Annotated in this window: 19 protein-coding genes; 6 read left to right on the top strand and 13 right to left on the bottom strand. The window is 64.6% G+C overall.

Annotated features, from left to right (window positions below; genetic code table 11):
* Nucleotides 1–28 precede the first annotated feature (28 nt).
* The 5 genes from leuC to rplS form a co-directional block, all read right to left on the bottom strand.
* Entirely contained in the window at nucleotides 29–1,438 is a 1,410-nt protein-coding gene (gene leuC, locus EJ078_RS15830) for a 3-isopropylmalate dehydratase large subunit (protein ID WP_066991840.1), read from the bottom strand.
* A 280-nt stretch (nucleotides 1,439–1,718) separates the two neighbouring features.
* A complete protein-coding gene (locus tag EJ078_RS15825; RefSeq protein ID WP_127214587.1) occupies nucleotides 1,719–2,354 on the bottom strand; it encodes a class I SAM-dependent methyltransferase in 636 nt (211 codons plus the stop codon).
* Nucleotides 2,355–2,411: 57 nt separating this feature from the next.
* A complete protein-coding gene (locus EJ078_RS15820; protein ID WP_095799636.1) occupies nucleotides 2,412–3,224 on the bottom strand; it encodes an amino acid ABC transporter permease in 813 nt (270 codons plus the stop codon).
* Between the two features lie 264 nt (nucleotides 3,225–3,488).
* The gene (locus tag EJ078_RS15815; protein ID WP_095782807.1) at nucleotides 3,489–4,286 is read right to left on the bottom strand and encodes a transporter substrate-binding domain-containing protein; all 798 of its coding nucleotides are present in this window, start codon (nucleotides 4,284–4,286) and stop codon (nucleotides 3,489–3,491) included.
* Nucleotides 4,287–4,791: 505 nt separating this feature from the next.
* Nucleotides 4,792–5,310 carry a 50S ribosomal protein L19 gene (gene rplS / locus EJ078_RS15810; protein WP_040974610.1) on the bottom strand — a complete coding sequence of 173 codons (519 nt, stop codon included), beginning with the start codon at nucleotides 5,308–5,310 and terminating at the stop codon, nucleotides 4,792–4,794.
* 322 nt (nucleotides 5,311–5,632) lie between these two features.
* On the opposite strand from rplS, the gene EJ078_RS15805 reads away from it, so the two are divergent.
* Nucleotides 5,633–6,385, top strand: a complete 753-nt coding sequence (locus EJ078_RS15805) for a sulfite exporter TauE/SafE family protein (RefSeq protein ID WP_127403546.1) — start codon at nucleotides 5,633–5,635, stop codon at nucleotides 6,383–6,385.
* Here EJ078_RS15805 and trmD read toward each other — a convergent pair.
* Together trmD and rimM are read right to left on the bottom strand one after the other, a co-directional pair.
* A complete protein-coding gene (gene trmD, locus EJ078_RS15800) occupies nucleotides 6,367–7,068 on the bottom strand; it encodes a tRNA (guanosine(37)-N1)-methyltransferase TrmD (RefSeq protein WP_127403547.1) in 702 nt (233 codons plus the stop codon). The two genes, EJ078_RS15805 and trmD, sit on opposite strands and share 19 nt — an antisense overlap.
* Nucleotides 7,065–7,661, bottom strand: coding sequence for a ribosome maturation factor RimM (gene rimM / locus EJ078_RS15795; protein WP_066991935.1), 597 nt, complete (start codon nucleotides 7,659–7,661; stop codon nucleotides 7,065–7,067). The genes trmD and rimM overlap by 4 nt, the downstream gene beginning before the upstream one ends.
* Before the next feature lie 98 nt (nucleotides 7,662–7,759).
* Here rimM and EJ078_RS15790 point away from each other — a divergent pair, with 98 nt between their 5' ends.
* Nucleotides 7,760–8,698 carry a tyrosine recombinase XerC gene (locus EJ078_RS15790; protein WP_127403548.1) on the top strand — a complete coding sequence of 313 codons (939 nt, stop codon included), beginning with the start codon at nucleotides 7,760–7,762 and terminating at the stop codon, nucleotides 8,696–8,698.
* A gap of 186 nt (nucleotides 8,699–8,884) precedes the next feature.
* Here the strand turns inward: EJ078_RS15790 and EJ078_RS15785 are convergent, their stop codons facing one another.
* Both EJ078_RS15785 and EJ078_RS15780 read right to left on the bottom strand, forming a co-directional pair.
* Complete coding sequence (locus EJ078_RS15785; RefSeq protein ID WP_127403549.1) at nucleotides 8,885–9,490, bottom strand: DUF1236 domain-containing protein; 606 nt, start codon at nucleotides 9,488–9,490, stop codon at nucleotides 8,885–8,887.
* Nucleotides 9,491–9,554: 64 nt separating this feature from the next.
* Nucleotides 9,555–10,649: a putative zinc-binding metallopeptidase gene (locus tag EJ078_RS15780; protein ID WP_127214575.1), complete on the bottom strand. Its 1,095-nt coding sequence runs from the start codon at nucleotides 10,647–10,649 to the stop codon at nucleotides 9,555–9,557.
* 466 nt (nucleotides 10,650–11,115) lie between these two features.
* Here EJ078_RS15780 and EJ078_RS15775 point away from each other — a divergent pair, with 466 nt between their 5' ends.
* Nucleotides 11,116–11,913 (top strand): lytic transglycosylase domain-containing protein, encoded by a 798-nt coding sequence (locus tag EJ078_RS15775; protein WP_066991813.1) that lies wholly within the window; start codon nucleotides 11,116–11,118, stop codon nucleotides 11,911–11,913.
* A 113-nt stretch (nucleotides 11,914–12,026) separates the two neighbouring features.
* Here EJ078_RS15775 and EJ078_RS15770 read toward each other — a convergent pair whose 3' ends face one another.
* Both EJ078_RS15770 and EJ078_RS15765 read right to left on the bottom strand, forming a co-directional pair.
* On the bottom strand, nucleotides 12,027–12,614 hold the full coding sequence (locus EJ078_RS15770; protein WP_208720733.1) for a hypothetical protein: 588 nt from the start codon (nucleotides 12,612–12,614) through the stop codon (nucleotides 12,027–12,029).
* A 164-nt stretch (nucleotides 12,615–12,778) separates the two neighbouring features.
* On the bottom strand, nucleotides 12,779–14,002 hold the full coding sequence (locus tag EJ078_RS15765) for an argininosuccinate synthase (protein ID WP_127403550.1): 1,224 nt from the start codon (nucleotides 14,000–14,002) through the stop codon (nucleotides 12,779–12,781).
* 191 nt (nucleotides 14,003–14,193) lie between these two features.
* Between EJ078_RS15765 and EJ078_RS15760 the strand changes: the two genes are divergently transcribed.
* The gene (locus EJ078_RS15760; RefSeq protein ID WP_127403551.1) at nucleotides 14,194–14,835 is read left to right on the top strand and encodes a LysE family translocator; all 642 of its coding nucleotides are present in this window, start codon (nucleotides 14,194–14,196) and stop codon (nucleotides 14,833–14,835) included.
* A 14-nt stretch (nucleotides 14,836–14,849) separates the two neighbouring features.
* On the opposite strand, the gene EJ078_RS15755 is transcribed toward EJ078_RS15760, so the two are convergent.
* Nucleotides 14,850–15,311, bottom strand: a complete 462-nt coding sequence (locus EJ078_RS15755) for a hypothetical protein (protein ID WP_127403552.1) — start codon at nucleotides 15,309–15,311, stop codon at nucleotides 14,850–14,852.
* The gene (gene rlmN, locus EJ078_RS15750; protein WP_127214565.1) at nucleotides 15,308–16,543 is read right to left on the bottom strand and encodes a 23S rRNA (adenine(2503)-C(2))-methyltransferase RlmN; all 1,236 of its coding nucleotides are present in this window, start codon (nucleotides 16,541–16,543) and stop codon (nucleotides 15,308–15,310) included. The genes EJ078_RS15755 and rlmN overlap by 4 nt, the downstream gene beginning before the upstream one ends.
* A gap of 87 nt (nucleotides 16,544–16,630) precedes the next feature.
* Between rlmN and EJ078_RS15745 the strand changes: the two genes are divergently transcribed.
* Together EJ078_RS15745 and EJ078_RS15740 are read left to right on the top strand one after the other, a co-directional pair.
* On the top strand, nucleotides 16,631–17,068 hold the full coding sequence (locus EJ078_RS15745; protein WP_245458845.1) for a hypothetical protein: 438 nt from the start codon (nucleotides 16,631–16,633) through the stop codon (nucleotides 17,066–17,068).
* A gap of 180 nt (nucleotides 17,069–17,248) precedes the next feature.
* A complete protein-coding gene (locus tag EJ078_RS15740; protein WP_127214561.1) occupies nucleotides 17,249–18,595 on the top strand; it encodes a chloride channel protein in 1,347 nt (448 codons plus the stop codon).
* Nucleotides 18,596–18,661 lie beyond the last annotated feature (66 nt).

Raw genomic sequence — 18,661 nt, 5'->3', positions numbered from 1 at the left:
GGCCTTTGATCGCGTCCGCGGCAGGCCGTTACTTCCAGTCGCGGATATCGACGAAATGGCCGGCGATTGCCGCCGCCGCCGCCATGGCCGGCGAGACAAGATGGGTGCGGCCCTTAAAACCCTGCCGGCCCTCGAAATTGCGGTTCGAAGTCGAGGCGCAGCGCTCATGCGGCTTCAGCCGGTCGTCGTTCATCGCCAGGCACATCGAACAGCCGGGCTCGCGCCAGTCGAAGCCCGCGGCGACGAAGATCTTGTCGAGCCCTTCGGCTTCGGCCTGCTCCTTCACCAGGCCGGAGCCCGGCACGATCATGGCGTTCACGCGCGGATTGACCTTCTTGCCCTCGACAACCTTGGCGGCGGCGCGCAGGTCCTCGATGCGGCCATTGGTGCAGGACCCGATGAAGACGCGGTCGAGCGTGATGTCGGTGATCTTGGTTCCGGGCGTCAGCCCCATATAGTCGAGCGCGCGCAGCTTCGAGGAACGCTTGTTCTCGTCGGCGATGTCGGCCGGATTCGGCACGAAACCCTGCACCGAGACGACATCCTCGGGCGAGGAGCCCCAGGAGACGATCGGCGGCAGTTTTTGCGCATCGAGCACGACCACCTTGTCGAAATGCGCACCTTCGTCGGAATGCAGCGTCTTCCAGTAGGCAAGCGCGGCGTCCCAGGCGGCGCCCTTCGGCGCGCGCGGCTTGTCCTTCACATAGGCGAAGGTGGTCTCGTCCGGCGCGATCAAGCCGGCGCGCGCACCGCCTTCGATCGACATGTTGCAGATCGTCATGCGACCTTCCATCGACAGCGAGCGGATCGCCTCGCCCGCATATTCGATGACGTAGCCGGTGCCGCCGGCAGTGCCGATCTCGCCGATGATGGCGAGGATGATGTCCTTGGCGGTGACGCCTTCCGGAAGCTGGCCGTCAACGCGCACCAGCATGTTCTTGGCCTTGCGCTGGATCAAAGTTTGCGTCGCCAGCACATGCTCGACTTCCGAAGTGCCGATGCCGTGCGCCAGCGCGCCGAACGCACCGTGCGTGGAGGTGTGGCTGTCGCCGCAGACAATGGTCATGCCGGGCAGCGTGAAGCCTTGCTCCGGCCCGATGATGTGGACGATGCCCTGGCGGACGTCGTTCTCCGAATAATATTCGATGCCGAAATCCTTGGCATTCTTGGCCAGCGCCTCGACCTGGATGCGGCTTTCCTCGTTCTTGATGCCGAACTTGCGCTCGGGCGAGGTCGGCACGTTGTGGTCGACCACGGCGAGCGTCTTCTCAGGATGGCGAACGTCTCGGCCGCTCATGCGCAGGCCTTCGAAGGCCTGCGGGCTGGTGACCTCGTGGACGAGGTGGCGGTCGATATAGAGCAGGCAGGTGCCGTCGTCCTGGCGGTCGACGACATGGTCGTCGAATATCTTGTCGTAGAGGGTGCGCGGTGCGCTCATGTGCGTAAATCCGTCGATATGAGAATGGCAAAAGCTGGCGCCGGGGCTTCCGACCGGCGAAGCGACCGGATCGGTCGCCTCAGCTAAGTCGGCTGGTGAGCGCGCCGCAGACGCGCGCGGCAAATCGCGACGGCAGGCGCTTCCTGTCCTGCAGCACGAAACCCTTATAGGCCGGATCGCTGAAAAGCTCTTCCATGGCGCTGCTCATATCAACGTTTTGGCTTTTCGGCAATTGCGGTAGCTTTGCCTTCTCCCCTTGTGGGAGAAGGGGAAGCCGCGCTCACAGCACCTCGAATACGAAAGTCTTCACCAGCGCGTCCGGGTCGCCGATCGCATAGCAGCGAAACCACGGACTTTCCTCGGCCAGCCGCCATTTCCTTGCCTGCCTGAGATCGTCGAACACCGCCTGGAAGCCACCGCTCTCAAAAACCTGGTCGCGCACTGTGAAGATGGCGTGGCCGCCGCTCTTCGTGATGCGCACGAGTTCGTGCAGGCCCTCGGCCGGCGCGTGGCCGATGGTGAAGACGCCGGTCGAGAAGAAGGCGCGGAAATGACTGTCGGGCCAGGGCAGCGGACCGCCGAGCATCGCCTTCTTCAGCTCGCCATAGGCATTGCGGCTGCCTGCGATCTTCAGCATGTCGTCTGAAAGGTCGAGACCGCAGATGTCGCCATAGCCCAGCGCTTTCAATGACGGCCCGGACAGGCCGGTGCCGCAGCCGGCGTCGAGCAGCGGGCCTTCGCCCGCCGGCACATGCCGCGCCACCCAGGCGGTGATAAGGAAGGGCAGCAGATAGCCGAGCGAGGCGGTCTCGCCGTCATAGGTCGCCGCCCATTCGGCATAGGCCTTGGCAAGCGCCTCCGGCGTCTCGGCCGAATAGACGGAATCCAGCGCCGCATTGGCCTTGTCGAAATTCATGGGTCAGCTCCTGGACGTTACTAACCCAGGAAGCGTAGCGCGCTCTTGGCCCGGGGGCTATTGCTCATGCTGCCGTCGCAGCCGTTTCTCGAGCGCCCGCAGCGCCAGCGACAGGCCGACCGTCAAGATCAGATAGATATAGGCGACGATCGAATAGGTCTCGAAGAAGCGGAACGAGCCGGCGGCATAGACCTTGCCGATCTGCGTGATGTCGGCAACGCCCAGCACCGAGACCAGCGAGGAGTCCTTGACCATGGCGACGAAATCGTTGCCGAGCGGCGGCAGGATGGTGCGGATCGCCTGCGGAAAGACAATCAGCCGGAAGCGCTGCACGCGCGTCAGCCCGAGCGCCTTTGCCGCCTCGATCTGACCCTTCTCGACCGACAGGATGCCGGCCCGGAACACTTCCGAGATGAAGGCCGAATAGCCGATGGTCAGAGCCATGATGGCGCGCCACAGAAGCGAGATGTCGCGCACCAGGAGCTCGCCGATCCAGCCGGCGCTCTGCAGCGGCGCCGTCAGCGCGTTCCACGCCGCGACGAATGCCGGCGCCCCGGCAAAAGCGATCCAGAACAGCAGCACCAGGATCGGCACGCCGCGGATGATCTCGACATAGAAGCGCGCGATCTGGCGCAGCCATTGCGACCCCGACAAGGCCATCAGCGCGATGCCGAGTCCAAGCGCCGAGGCCAGCGCGAAGCCGACCACGGTGACGAAGACGGTGATGCCGATGCCCTTGGCGACGGTGGCGAAGACCTCGGCGTAAAGGTCGCTGGCGGCGATGGCCAGCGCCGCGGCGAGCGCCAGAACGGCCGCTGCGGCCAGCCACCAGGGGAATTCGGATTTGGCGGTGGACGTCGTGGCGGTCATCAGGACGTGCCGCCAGCATCGTTGCGAAGGTCGCGTTCCGGCACAGCCCCCTCTGCGCTGCCGGGCATCTCCCCCGCAGGACGGAAGATCAGCAGCTTTGTCGCCGGCGCTCTTCTTGCAACGTCGGCGATTTGCGAAAGCGAAGGCGACAGCCAATCTCCCCCTTGCGGGGGAGATGTCCGGTAGGACAGAGGGGGTGGGAAGGAATGAGACTTTCGCGGTTTTCCGCCCGCCGCCGTCGCCGATCATTCGCAGCAAAGGAGCCTACTGCCCCATCTTGTAGTCGAGGAACCACTTCTTGTTCAGCGCATCGAGCGTGCCATCGGCCTTGAGCGCGGCGATCGCGGCGTTGACCGGCTTCACCAGGTCGGAGCCCTTGGGGAAGATGAAGCCGAAATCCTCACTGCCGAGCGGCCCGCCGATCAGCTTCAGCTTGCCCTCGGAGGCGTCGACATAGCCCTTGCCGGCGGTGCCGTCGGTCAGCACCACGTCGACATCGCCGGACTTCAGCGCCTGCACGCTGGCGCCGAAGGTCTCGAACAATTTTATGCGCGGGTTCTGCTCATTGCCGTCGAGCACGCTGTAGACGGCGGTGTAGAAGGGCGTCGTGCCGGCTTGCGCGCCGATCAGCCCGTCCTTGAAGGCGGCAAAGCTCTTGGCGTCGGTGAAGCGGCTCTCGTCGCCGCGCACCAGCATGAACTGTTCCGATCGCATGTAAGGGTCCGAGAAGTCGACCTTCGCCTTGCGCTCGTCCTTGATGGTGATGCCGGTCATGCCGATATTGTACTGGTTGTCGGAAACGGCCTGGATCATCGCGTCCCAGGAGGTGTTCTGGTACTCAACCTTGAAATTCAGCCGCTTGGCGATCTCATCCATCGCGTCATATTCCCAGCCGATCTGCTTGCCGGTCTTCTTGTCGATGAACTGCAGCGGCGGGTAAGCGTTTTCGGTCACCACCACGACCTTTCTGCCGCCGAGATCGGGCAGCGTGTCGGCGAGCGCCGCAGCGGGCGCGAGAAGGCAGGCCAATAGGCCGGCCAGCAGCAGTTTCGACTTGATCATGACGAACTCCCGAACGTGACTGGCGGCGCTACGCTCGCCCCAAGAGAAAAACCGGCGCCGACTTTAGCTTTCCGCAAGCGCCTTGCAAGCCGATCCGCTGCACCGATGAGCGCCAAAGCGGATTCCCATGCTCTGATCGGCACGCTTCCCGAATCCAGCCTGCGACGGACTGATTCCGCGCAATCCGCAACCGCTTCGCGCAACCTGACGACCAGCCGGGTCAGCGTGCCATGCAGGGCTTTCAGCTCGGCGCGTTCCGGCGCATGCTGCAGGCAAGCGCCGCCTGCACATCCTTCATGTTCGACCGCAGCGCCTGGCCGTTGGCTGTCGGCTCGACCAGCACCCTGCACTCGTCGGCGGCATCGCGGCGGCCCCTACGAGCGAGGGATCCAGGGTCTCCGCGACGGAGTTGCGCCCGTGCCGCGCCCTGCGATGACGACGTTGCCTACCGCCAAACGAAAAAGGCGACCGAAGCCGCCTTTCCAAAACGATCTGCGGAAGCGCCTTATTCGGCCGACGCGGACTCGGCAGCCTTCTTCTCGGCGGCGTCCTGCGCGGCTTTCTCCGCAGCCAGAGCCTCGGCGGCGGCGACCTTCTCGGCCTCGATGCGGGCGCGTTCGGCGTTCAGCGCATCACGCTCTTCATCGTTCAGCTTGCGGGCGCGCACGCCGGTGTTTTCCGAAATGCGGGCCGACTTGCCGCGACGGTCGCGCAGGTAATAGAGCTTGGCGCGGCGCACCTTGCCACGGCGCACGATCTCGACGCCTTCGACCATCGGCGAGTAGACCGGGAACACGCGCTCCACGCCTTCGCCGTAGGAAATCTTGCGGACGGTGAAATTCTCCTGGAAGCCGGAGCCGGAACGGGCGATGACGACGCCCTCATAGGCCTGGACGCGGGTGCGGCTGCCTTCGGTGACGCGCACCTGGACGCGCACGGTGTCGCCAGGCTGGAATTCGGGCAGCTTGCGCTTGGCTTCGATCTTGGCGGCCTGCTCGGCCTCGAGCTGACGGATGAGATCCATCTCAAATATCCACTTCTTGTTCTTCCGACAGCCAGAGCGTCCTCGACTTGCCTTGCAGTTCCAATGACCGCTCGGCTATGTCCTTTGCCCAGACATTCAAATCGGGGGCATCGGACAGGGACGGCTACACCGCCATTTGTTGACGGGTCCGGAAGATCGTTCTTCCGGTTCGGGCGGCGACATACAGCTATTTCGGCGCTTTGTCACGCCTTTGACGCCTAATTTTTGAAAACTATGGCCCCATCATATTGCCGCCTTGCCGGGTTGCGCGCGCCATGCAAGCTTTCTAAGTCGGAGAAAGCTATTTCCCAGGCCTCCCTCGATGACATTCTTCGATGCCGTCCTGCTCTTCTTCGCGGGCTTTGTCTCGGGCGCGGTGAACGCCGTCGCCGGCGGCGGCACTTTCGTCACCTTCGGTGCCTTGACGCTGGTCGGCCTGCCGCCGATCGTTGCCAACGCAACGTCCTCGGTGACACAGTTTCCGGGCTACATCACCTCGACGCTCGCCTATCTCGACGACATCAGGCATTTCTGGCGCCAGGCGCTTGTGCTCTGCGTGATATCCGGCTTTGGCGCGCTGGCCGGTTCGCTCATTCTGCTGGCGCTCTCCAACACGTCCTTCCGCGCGCTTGTGCCCTGGCTGCTGATCGCCGCGACCGCCCTGTTCGCGGCCGGTCCGTGGCTGAAGCCGGCGGCCGGACCGGAGCACCAGGCCTCGCTCGGCTCGCTCGCCGGATCGCTGGCGCAATTCCTGACCTCGGTCTATGGCGGTTTCTTCGGCGCCGGAATGGGCGTGATGATGCTTGCCACCCTCGGCCTGACGCAGACCGGCGACTACCACAAGCTCAATGCGTTGAAGAACATGCTGGCGGTGGTCATCGCGGCGATCGCCATCCTGGTTTTCGTTTCGGGCGGCGTCGTCGCCTGGCCGCAGGCGATCGTCATGATCCCCGGCGGGGCGCTGGGCGGCTATGCCGGGGTGTGGATCGCCAGGCGCGTGCCGCAAGGTGTCGTGCGCGGCTTCGTCGTCGCCGTCGGCCTGTTTCTGGCCTTTTATTACTTTACCAAGGGCTGAGCACCGGCCAGCAGATCGGGCCGGCGCTCCCGCGTCAGCTTCTCAGCCTCGGCGCGACGCCACGCGGCGATCTTCTTGTGATTGCCGGAGGTCAGCACTTCGGGGATTTGCCTGCCCTCGAACTCCTGCGGCCGCGTGTAATGCGGATGCTCGAGCAGGCCGTTCTCAAAGCTTTCTTCCTCGCCCGAGACGGCGTTGCCCATCACCCCCGGCAGCAGCCGCACCACCGCATCGAGCAGCACCAGTGCCGCCGGCTCGCCGCCCGACAGGATGAAATCGCCGATCGAGACTTCCTCCAGACCGCGCGCCTCGATCAGCCGCTGGTCGACGCCCTCGAACCGGCCGCACAGGATGACGGCACCCGGCCCGGCGGCGAGCTCGCGCACCCGGGCCTGCGTCAGCGGTTTTCCACGCGGGCTCATCAGCAACCTTGGACGTTCATCGCCCTGCGGCGAAACGTGGTCGATCGCCCTGGCCAGCACGTCGGCGCGCATCACCATGCCGGCGCCGCCGCCGGCCGGCGTATCGTCGACGGTGCGATGCCGGTCGGTGGCGAAATCGCGGATCTGGATCGCTTCCAGCGACCAGGTGCCGGCTTCCAGCGCCCGGCCGGCGAGCGAAAGCCCAAGCGCACCCGGAAACATCTCCGGATAGAGCGTCAGCACCGAGGCGGCAAAGCTCACCGGTTGCCCCCGGCGTCCTTCGGTCCGCGCGGCCGGCCCTTCGGGTCGAAACCGGGCCGCCCGGCGGCTTCGCTATCCTCGTCCTCGACCAGCCCCGCCGCCAGGGGATCGACCTGAACGAAGCCGTCGGCGATCGACACATGCGGCACCGCGGCTTGCGTGAACGGGATCAGCACACCCTTGCGGCCCGCGAGCGTGACGTCGAGTATGTCGCCGCCGCCGAAATTATGCACGGCGACGACCCTGCCGATGACGCCGGTATCGTCCCTCACCTCAAGGCCGATGAGGTCGGCATGGTAGAACTCGTCCTCCTCGCCGTCGTCCGGCAGCACCGAACGGTCGACGAACAGCTCCGTGCCGGCAAGCGCCTCGGCCGTGTTGCGGTCGCTGACGCCCTTGAAGCGCACCACCACGACCGTGCCGGCCGGCCGGATGTCGAGGATCTGGAAGGCTCGGCCATCCTTGGCATGCAGCGGCCCGTAGTCGGCCAGCGCCAGCGGATCGCCGGTGAAGGTTTTCACCCGCAACTCGCCCTTGATGCCGTGCGCGGCGCCGATCACGGCCATCTGTACAGGGTTCTCGAGCTTCGACATCGGCATCACTTCCTTTGCCCTGCTCTAACCCTCTGAAGCCGCCATTTCAATGATCGGCTCTTCACCGCTTCCTAACCTGACTGCCCGAAAATGCCGGCATGCAGGAATTCCTCATCCCGGCAAAACCCGACCTCCAGGCGGCGCGCGAGAGCTGGCTCAAGATGCTGGCGCGCGAGCGCCGGCTGTCGCCCGAAACGGTCGAAGCCTATGAGCGCGACACGCGCCAGTTCCTGCATTTCCTGACCGGGCATTGCGGCGGCCCGCCAGGCATCTCCGATATCGCCGACCTGCGGCCGGCCGACCTGCGCGGCTTCCTCGCCGCGCGCCGCAACGGCGGCGCCGGCGCCCGCACGCTCGGCCGCGGCCTGGCCGGCGTCCGTTCGCTGCTGCGCTTTCTCGAAAAGCGCGGCCTCGTCAACGCGGCGGGTGCGGCCGCTCTGCGCGCGCCGCGTCAGCCGAAATCGCTGCCGAAACCGCTGACGGCGAGCGATGCCAAGCAGGTCGTGACTGTCGAGGGCCAACTGGCGGAAGAACCCTGGATCGCCGCCCGCAACGCCGCCGTGCTGACGCTGCTCTACGGCTCCGGGCTGCGCATCTCGGAAGCGCTGGGCCTGACCGGGGCCGATCTCGCCACCGAGGCCGACACGGTCCTGCGCATCACCGGCAAGGGCGGCAAGACAAGGCTGGTGCCGGTGCTGCCGGTGGCGCTCAGGGCGGTCGCCGAATACCAGCGGCTGTGTCCCTTCCACATCGATCCGGAAGAGCTGCTGTTCCGCGGCGCTCGCGGCGGCCCGCTCAATCCGGCCATCGTCCAGCGCGAGATGGCGAAGCTGCGCTCGGCCCTCAACCTGCCGGAAACCGCGACGCCGCATGCCTTGCGCCATTCCTTCGCCACGCATCTGCTCGGCCGTGGCGGCGACCTGCGCACCATCCAGGAACTGCTCGGCCATGCCAGCCTGTCGACCACCCAGATCTATACCGGCGTCGACACGGCAAGGCTGCTCGACATTTACGACCAGGCGCATCCAAGGGCGTGAAGCGTTTGACGGAGCCACCCCGCTTCCTCGTGCCAAGACGGAGCGACGAGCGGAGTGAACCCTGAAATCGAGGCTGCAGGTCGAAATCGGCGGCTGTCGAGCAGCTGCAGGTAGCCTGACCCAACCTTGACATTCTTCGAAAGGCGGCCGCCCGTTTCCCGGCGGCCGCCTTTCGAATACCCTGGATCAGCGCATCACATAGACGATGCGCCGCGTGCCCGGATCAACCAGCGCCGGCTGGTTATTCACATAGACATAGCGGTAGTTGTAATCCGGGATCTCGCGCAGCTCGACCGTGTCGGGCAGCACCGCGCCGGTCACCACTTCGCCCTCGAGATAGACCGGTTCGACCCGGTGCGTGGTGACATAGGTGCCGACCTCGGCCGGCGGCCTGGCGATCGGCTCGATGGCGTCGTCGCCGGAAACGATGGCGCCGGTGTAGGTGTCAGTGGTGTAGATATCATCGGTCGGCGGAGCCACGACGGCAATGCCGGCATCGGCCGGCCGGCGTGTCACCACAACACGGCTGCCGCCGAATTCGGCAGTCACATAGTCGGAATAGACCCAACCTTTGCCGCCGGCTTCGGCGATGGTGCACCATTTGCTGCCTTCGATGCAGCCTCTGAGCGTCGCCGACTGGCCGGCAGCCAGCACGCCGATAACGGGATATTGCGGGCCGGGGCCGGCGCGGACATTCAGATCCGTCACTGCCGAGACGGGCGTGTCGGCAAGCGCCGCGCCCGACATGGCAAGCAGCGCACCGGCAAGTGCCGGAAACAATACACTTTTCATGATTTCTCTCCGTTCTCAACGCTCCCTCGGGCTCGAAAACGAACCAGAACCTTATGCGTTCCGGCTAAAGTGCCGTCGCCTGCTCACGAATTGTTCCATTTGTTTTGGGCAGGTCGGTCAAAAGCTGGTGAACGAAGGCCAGTTTTTGCGCCGTCACCTCCGAAATGACGAAGGGATAAAGGTCGGGCAGACCCATGCAGCGGTTGATCGAATTGGAGGCCTCCGACAGCACCAGCCAGCGGGCGAGGATCCTTTCGAACGGTTCCGGCGCCGGATTGGGTTCGGCGGGCTCCCGCAGCGGATGTCCCCCTGTATCGCCAGGCGGCAGGTCGTTGGCTTCCACCGTCTCCAGCCGGCCGAGCGGAAAATTCAGCGCATGCACCATCTCAAGCGTGTCTGTGATGTGCAGGTGGTGCGCCCAGGTCTCGGCCCAGTCTTCCCAGGGGTGGGACGCCGCATAGGCCGAGATGTGGCGCTGCTCCCAGTCCGGCGGCGCGCCCTTGGCGTAGTGGGCCTTCAGCGCTTGCTCGTAGTCGACCCGCTCGTTACCGAACAGAGCGCGAAAGCCTGAAAGCCGCTCGGGATCGTCGCGGATCAGCCGGTCCCAGTAATAATGGCCGAGCTCGTGGCGGAAGTGGCCGAGCAAGGTGCGGTAGTTCTCGCCCATTTCGACGCGCCGCCGCTCGCGCTCGGCGGAATCGGCCTCGGCGACGTTGAGGGTGATCCTGCCGTTGTCGTGGCCGGTCAGGATGCGCTCGCCGCCTGGTCCGCCGCCGATCGGATCGGCGAGGAAGTCGAAAGCGAGCCCGGCCTCGTCCTGCGGTCCGGCCTTGGGCGCCACCGGCAAGCCGAAGGCGAGCAGCGAATAGACGGCGCGTTTCTTGGCCGCCTCGACGCGGATCCAGCGCCGGCGGTTGCCCTCCACCGAAAGGTCGGGGATCAATTGGTTGAGCGCGCAAGCGCGGCAGAAAATCCTGCCCGGCTCGGCCCGCCAGTTGCAGGCACACTCGTCGGCATTTCCGCATGGAACGGCGTCGCCGCCGGAAAGCACGAAACACGCCCGCTCCGGATCGTAAAGCACCAGGCTTGAACAGTTCAGGCATTGCGCGTTCTCGAAATAGAGACGGTGGCCGCAATGAGGGCAGTCGAACAGCTTCATCGGTCGTCGAACCGCGGGAAAAAGGTCAACGAAGTTGGGCAACGCCCAAACGCCCGTCGCCGGCCGTCGTTCCGTTTCTATTTCGTCGCGAGCAGGGCGACGCCCCGCCTGGCCACGCTTTCGCCTGACAATGTCGCACCGCCACAAGTCTGGATGAGCGGTCCGGCGACATGCTCGCCGGCGAAGAAGATCTTCTCCGCCACCGCCTGCAACAGTGTGGCGCGCGCTTCGGAACGGTCGGATTGGGCAGCCGCATAGGCGAGCCTGCGCCAATGATCACAACATCGACGTCTTCCCAAAAGACACACACAATAAATCCTTGCGCCATAATTTATGCTTGATCGTGGGCAAATTCCCCGGCATTCGCCAGCTTCAAGCGCCGCGCAGCCCGCGCGGGCGGTGACAACCGGGCGCTTCACTGGCAGATTTGCAGCCGGGACGTGATTCAGGCAACCAGGAGAACGATATGGCATTTTTTGCCAAGGGAAGGATTTTCATGGCCGCCGTTGTGGCGGCTTTCGGGCTGGCGACAGGCGCGCAGGCCGCGGCCAGCTGCGGCAAGAACGGCGCCGGCTTCGACGCATGGAAACAGCAGTTTGCCGCGGAAGCACAAGCCGAGGGCGTGGGCCAGAGGGGTCTGTCCGCGTTGGCCGGCGCGACTTACGCGACAAGGACGATCGCTGCCGACCGCGCGATCCACAAGGCTTTCAGCGGCTCGGTGGAAGCGTTCATGCAGCGTCGTGGCGGGGCCGCGATTATTTCCAAGGGCCGTGCGTTGAAGAAGCAGAACGCGGCGATGTTCGACAGGATCGAACAGACTTACGGCGTGCCGCCGGGCGTCCTGCTTGCGATCTGGGGCATGGAGACTGGCTTCGGCGCGTCGATGGGCAACCAGAACACGGTCTCCGCCATTCTGACGCTGGCCTATGATTGCCGCCGCCCGGACTATTTCACCCCCCATGCCATCGCCGCCCTGAAGCTGGTCGATCGCGGCGCGCTGACCGCCTCCTCGGTCGGCGCCATGCATGGCGAGATCGGCCATACGCAGTTCCTGCCCGGAAATGTTCTGAAGTATGGCGTCGGCAACGGAAATCTGCGCGACAGGAACACCGCGCTGGCTTCCACCGCCAACTTCCTCAAAGCCCATGGCTGGCAGGCCGGCGCGGGATATGAGGCGAATATGGGCGCCATCGCCGGCTGGAATTCGGCAAGCGTCTACCAGCAGGCCATCGCCCGCATCGCCGAGGCGATCGACGCCAACTGATGCAATATCTCCATTCCAACGAGAAGCCCGGCCTGCGCCGGGCTTTTTGTTACGGAGCAAGGATCAAAACCCAACCACCCGGAACGACCAGGTTCGATCTCATCACCTAACTCTCAATCGTTCGCGTAGCCGCTCAATGGACATTTCCGGGAAACGGGAATCTGGAAGGTACCGGTAGTGCCGTTGCAGGTACGGAATTTGGGGTTCCGCGGCGCTGAAGGAGCCGCCTTTGGCCTGTCCTCGATCACCGTCGGGACTCCGGCAGCTTGCGAGTAGCTGCCGCCTAAGGGGCATTTCTCGGAAGCGGCAACCTCGAAGGAGCCGGTGATAACATTTGAGCAGGTACGGAATTTAGAGTTCCGCGGCGCCGTTGTGGCCGCAGCAGCCGCCTTGGACTTGCCCTTGATGACCAACCAGATTTCGGTCGGTTGGTCGAGCTGCAGCCTGTTTATGTCGGAGTAGCTGATGCGGCCGCTGCGTATCCCCTCGGCTATGCGCTGGCAGAACAAGGCAGGCATGCGCTCCTGCGAGACGCCCATGAAGGAGGCGATTTCGTGCTTGAACGTGATGCTCCATAAATGGACAGCCGAGATGCACCCGTCCAAATTAGCCGCAGACGCCTGCTTCGTGGCTGCTTGCGAGGACCCGCACGTCATCAAGGTCGACGCCGTCGCGACCAGAAGAGAAATACTACTTTTCACTGTTGAAACCCCCGCATCCCGCTGGGAACTTAATTGGAGCGGCGGAAAGGTCAAACGATAATTTCTCTGAAGTGGTCTGAACTTTTCTTAGATTAGATACGCGAAATAAAACCCGGCGTCTCCGCCGGGTTTTCCCGCTTATCTCAACTTTCGACGTTCGGATATCAGCCTTCGCGGTTCCTTGCCGCCAGCGTCCGCAACCGCAGCGCATTGAGACGGATGAAGCCGGCGGCGTCCTTCTGGTCGTAGGCGCCGCGGTCGTCCTCGAAGGTGACCAGCGCATCGGAATAGAGCGTCTTCTTCGACCTGCGGCCGGTGACCATGACATTGCCCTTGTAGAGCTTCAGCCGCACCGCGCCTTCGACGTCTTCCTGGCTCTTGTCGATCATTGCCTGCAGCATCACGCGCTCGGGCGAGAACCAGAAGCCGTTGTAGATCAGCTCGGCATAGCGCGGCATGAACTCGTCCTTGAGGTGCGCGGCACCGCGGTCGAGCGTGATCGATTCGATCGCCCGGTGGGCGGCGATCAGGATGGTGCCGCCGGGGGTCTCGTAGACGCCGCGCGACTTCATGCCGACGAAGCGGTTTTCGACAAGGTCCAGGCGGCCGATGCCGTTGTCGCGGCCGAGGTCGTTGAGCGCCGCCAGCATGGCAGCCGGCGACAGCTTCTTGCCGTTGAGCGCGACCGGATCGCCCTTCAGGAACTCGATCTCGATCTCGGTGACGACGTCCGGCGCGTCCATCGGCGAGACGGTGCGCTGGTGGACGAATTCCGGCGGCTCGCTCCACGGATCCTCGAGCACCTTGCCTTCCGAGGAGGAATGCAAAAGGTTGGCGTCGACCGAGAACGGCGCATCGCCGCGCTTGTCCTTCGGCACCGGGATCTGATGCTGCTCGGCGAAGTTGATGAGATCGGTGCGCGACTTGAACGACCAGTCGCGCCACGGCGCGATGACCTTGATGTCGGGGTTCAGCGCGTAAGCCGACAATTCGAAGCGGACCTGGTCGTTGCCCTTGCCGGTGGCGCCATGGGCGATGGCGTCGGCACCTGTTTCTTTGGCGATCTCGACCAGGTGCTTGGAGATCAGCGGCCGGGCGATCGAAGTGCCGAGCAGATATGTACCCTCATAGACGGCGTTGGCGCGGAACATCGGGAAGACGAAGTCCGAAACGAATTCCTCGCGCACGTCGACGATGCGGATGTCCTTGATGCCCATCATCTCGGCCTTGCGGCGCGCCGGCTCCAGCTCGCCGCCCTGGCCGAGATCGGCGGTGAAGGTGACGACTTCGGCGCCGAGCTCGGTCTGCAGCCACTTCAGGATGATGGAGGTGTCGAGGCCGCCGGAATAGGCGAGCACGACTTTCTTGACGTTCTTGGTCTTGGACATTTTTGGCGGTTCCGCGGGAAAGAGCTTCGCGGGCGAGGTATCACGGCCTTTCCGGGCGGCGCAAGAGACGAAGCTGCGCCTCGCCATGGCACAGGCTGGGCCAGATGTTTGCTCCGGCAGGGGCTGGCGAGGGAAAAAACGCCGCGCTATAGGCAGTGCGATCCAGTCCGAGGCGACCCCCAAGGCGACCCATGTCCTTCATTCCCGACACTTCGACGCTCATCCAGTTCGCCATCGCCACCGTCATCCTGGCGATCACGCCGGGGCCGGACATGACGCTGTTCGTCTCGCGCACGCTGAGCCAGGGCCGCGCCACCGGCTTCGCCTCGATGGCCGGCGCGCTCTGCGGCACGCTGATCCATACCACACTGGTGGTGGTCGGCATCTCGGCGCTGATCGTCGCCTCGCCGATGGCCTTCTTCGCCTTGAAGATCTTCGGCGCCGGCTATCTGGTGTTCCTGGCCTGGCAGGCGATCGCCAAGGGCTCGGCCTTCTCGCCGGAAAAGAGAACCGGACCGCAAGTCTCCTTGTTCCGCAGTTGGGCGGCCGGGCTCGGCGTCAACCTGCTCAACCCGAAGATCATCCTGTTCTTCATGACCTTCCTGCCGCAATTCGTCTCCGCGCACGATCTGAACGCCTCGGCGAAACTGTTCTTCCTCGGCATGATGTTCATCGTGCTGTCGATCCCGGTGACGGCGCCCATGGTGCTGGCGGCGGAAAAGTTCTCGGCGGCGATGAAGGCGAGCCCGCGCGTCACGCGTGTGGTCGACTATCTGTTCGGCGGCGTGTTCTCGGCCTTCGCGCTCAAGATCCTGACGGCACAGGCGAAGTAGAGCCCGCGCCGAGCTCAGGGCTCCGGCAACGGCTCGCGGCGCCAACTGCCGGCAGATCGGCCGGCGGAGAGCCAATAGAAGATGCCGCCGACCATGCCGCTGCCGATCAGCGCGAGCCTGACATTGTTGTCGGCGACATCGAAATCGCCGTCGCCGACGTTGTGCGCGAAGCCGAGGAAGACGACGGCGATGACGGCGCCGCCCAGCGCATAGAACAGCCAGTCGCGGCGGCCGAGCACTTCCGCGATCAGGATGACGATCGCTGCCGGCATGAAGCCGAAATAGGCGACGAACAATGCCAGGAAAGGCACCGAAAAATAGAGCGCGGGCGCGATCGTCTGATGTCCGGGCTCCGGCGCATAGCCGAAATAGCCGAGGAACAGCACGTTGAGAAAGGCGCTCGCCGCCAGCGAGGCGATCACATAGCCGATCAGGATGGCGGCGAAGCGGACGAGATAGGCGATGATACGCCTCACGCCTCGCCGTGCCCCGCGATCATCATCGCTTCAAGCGCCAGCCGGTCGACCTTGCGCATGCGTTCCGATTCCGACTTGAGCTGGCCGCAGGCGGCGAGGATGTCGCGGCCGCGGGGGGTGCGGATCGGCGAGGCGTAGCCGGCATTGTTGATGTAGTCGGCGAACCTCTCGATCGTCTCCCAGTCCGAGCACTGATAGTTGGTGCCGGGCCACGGGTTGAACGGGATCAGGTTTATCTTGGCCGGAATGCCCTTGAGCAGCTTGACCAGCGCCTTGGCGTCCTCGAGGGAATCGTTGACGTCCTTCAGCATCACATATTCGAAGGTGATGCGGCGGGCGTTGGAGAGACCCGGATAGGCGCGGCAGGCAGCGATCAGCTCCTTCAGCGGATACTTCTTGTTGATCGGCACCAGCAGGTCGCGCAGGTCGTCATTGGTGGCATGCAGCGAGATCGCCAGCATAACGCCGATCTCCTTGCCGGTGCGGGCAATCTCCGGCACGACGCCCGAGGTCGACAGCGTTATGCGTCTTTTCGACAGGGAAAGTCCGTCGCCGTCGGAAGCGATCAGCAGCGCCTTCTTCACCGCCTCGAAATTGTAGAGCGGCTCGCCCATGCCCATCATGACGATGTTGGATACCTTGCGGCCCTCGGCCGGCACGATGGCGCCGTCCGGCGTGCCGCGGTCGGGGAAGTCCCCGAGCCGGTCGCGCGCGGTAAGCAGCTGCGCCAGGATCTCTTCCGTCGTCAGGTTGCGCACCAGCTTCTGCGTGCCGGTGTGGCAGAAGGAGCAGGTCAGCGTGCAGCCGACCTGCGAGGAGATGCAGAGCGTGCCGCGGCCTTCCTCCGGAATATAAACGGTCTCGATCTCGACCGGACGGCCGGCGCCGCGCGGCGGAAAGCGAAACAGCCATTTGCGCGTGCCGTCGGAAGAGATCTGCTCCTCGACGATCTCGGGCCGCGCGACGGTGAAATGCTTGTCGAGCTCGGCGCGCAGATCCTTGGAGATGTTGAACATATGGGCGAAGTCGGAGACCCCGCGCACATACATCCAGTGCCAGAGCTGCTGGGCGCGCATCTTCGCCTGGCGCTCCGGCACGATGCCGGCCTCAACCAGAGCGGCGCCAAGCTCGGCGCGCGTCAGGCCGATCAGCGACGGCTTTTCGGCCGGCGTGGCGTGGGCGCGCAAGGCGTCGCGGGCGCCTTCGGCGGTCAGATCGAATGAAAGGGTCATGGTTGCGCCAATATAAGCGGTTTGCGGCCGATTTCAGCATCGTGCCTGAAATGAAACGCGCGCATAGCACAGCTTGCGGCCGGAGTCATGTCGGCGGCAGAGGCGGCCGGTGTCGCTATTCCCGCCTCGGCTGAGATCACATATTCGTGTTGGCGTAACAGCTCGAAGCGCACCCGCGAACCTGAAAGGGGCGACTATGCCCTTGCAGAAATGGGAGTATGCGGAATGCATTCGATCAAGCTTGTTGCCGTCACCGGTCTCGCAAGCCTTTTTGCCTCGCAGGCGTTTGCCGAGGATACGATGGGCACGATGACCATGATGAAGGGCGGGCAAGTGACGGCGATCATGCCCGACGGCCATATGGGCACCATGATGCCTGACGCCAAGATGAGCGCCGAAATGATGAAGATGGCGAAGCCGATCAAGCATTGCATGATGATAATCACCGACGCCAAAGGCAAAGCCTACATGATCGATACGTCGACCAAGAAGGCCCAGGCCGAATGTGAAAAGATGGCGATGTGAGAGTGGTCGGACTCGCCAACCCTGCTGCCCGCCGGCGCAGGCCGGCGGGATATCCAAACCGCGGTCCTGCCCTGGCTCCTCGATCTCCGATTTTCGTCGCTCGCCTCGACCTGACCTGCCTCGCAGGCTTGATCCTCCCTCTCAGTGTGCTAGGGGCGGGTCATCACCCAGAGGACAGGCATGGCCGGCATATGGCGTAGATACCCGATGCTGCGGCGCTCGCAAGCTATGTGGGCGTCGCGCCGCGTCTGGCAGCCGCGCCTTGTGTTCTGGGCCGGCGCCATCTCGATCGGGTTGATCAGCGTGCTGTTCGCCATGCTGGCCGACCGGGCGCAGGCGCTGTTCCACGTCGTCACCGGCGGCGATAGCGGCAGCTGGCGCTTTTATCTGCCGCTGGTCATGACGCCCGCCGGCTTCGTGATTTGCGCCTGGCTTGCCCATTCCTTCTTTCCGGGATCGCAAGGCAGCGGCATTCCGCAGGCGATCGCCGCCCGTCACCTGCGCGATGACGAGGATCGCGGCCACCTTCTTTCGCTGCGCCTGGCAGCGGGCAAGGTTGCGCTTACCGTCATCGGTCTCGCCTGCGGCGGTTCGATCGGCCGCGAGGGCCCGACGGTGCAGGTCGGCGCCTCATTCATGCTTCAGGCGGCGCGCTGGGGCGGCATGGCGCAGGCGCGCGGCCTGATCCTGGCCGGCTCGGCTGCCGGCGTCGCCGCCGCCTTCAACACGCCGCTCGCCGGCATCGTCTTCGCCATCGAGGAGATGGGTCGCGCCTATGAGTCGCGCACCAACGGGCTGGTGCTGACGGCAGTGATCCTCGCCGGTCTCGCCTCGCTCGGCCTGCTCGGCAACTACACCTATTTCGGCGTCGCCAGGGACACGGTGGCCTTAGCCACCGACTGGCCGCTGGTGATTGCCTGCGGCGTCATCGGCGGCGGCTTCGGCGCGCTGTTTTCGCTGTTGGCGCTGAAGATCACGCGACGTGTCCGACGCTGGAATGGCCTGCAGCCATTGTGGCGCGCGCTGCTCGTGGCAGGCATCTGCGGCCTGGCGGTTGCCGCGATCGGTCTCGTCTCGGGCGGCCTTACCTTCGGAACCGGCTACGCTCAGGCCCGCGGCGCCGTCGAAGGCGCGCCGCTACCGGCGTTCTTCTTCCTGGAAAAATTCGCGGCCGGCGTGCTGTCGATGGTGTCGGGCATTCCGGGCGGCATCTTCGCGCCGTCGCTGGCGGTGGGCGCCGGCCTCGGCAGCACGCTTGGCCTGGCGTTCGGCGCCGGCACAGGCCTCGCCGCGCTGCTCGGCATGGCCGGCTATTTCGCCGGCGTCGTGCAGGCGCCGATGACGGCCTTCGTCATCATCCTCGAAATGACCGGCAACCACGACAACGTCATCGCGCTGATGTGCGCGGCGATGCTGGGCTACGGCACGGCGCGGCTGATTTCCAACGAGCCGCTCTATCACGCGCTGTCACGCGTGTTCATCGCCGAGGCGATCAGGCGGCGCAGGGCCGTCGAGCAGCAAGGCTGAATGGCGAGCTTGGCGCTGTCGCCTTAGTCGCTTGTCCCTGGCCGCATTTGCGGAACACGGACTTCG

The sequence above is a fragment of the Mesorhizobium sp. M1A.F.Ca.IN.022.06.1.1 genome, assembly GCF_003952605.1.
In the GTDB taxonomy this organism is placed as follows: domain Bacteria; phylum Pseudomonadota; class Alphaproteobacteria; order Rhizobiales; family Rhizobiaceae; genus Mesorhizobium.
Note: the sequence above shows the minus strand (reverse complement) of the source record. Positions and strands in the feature narration are given on the sequence as shown.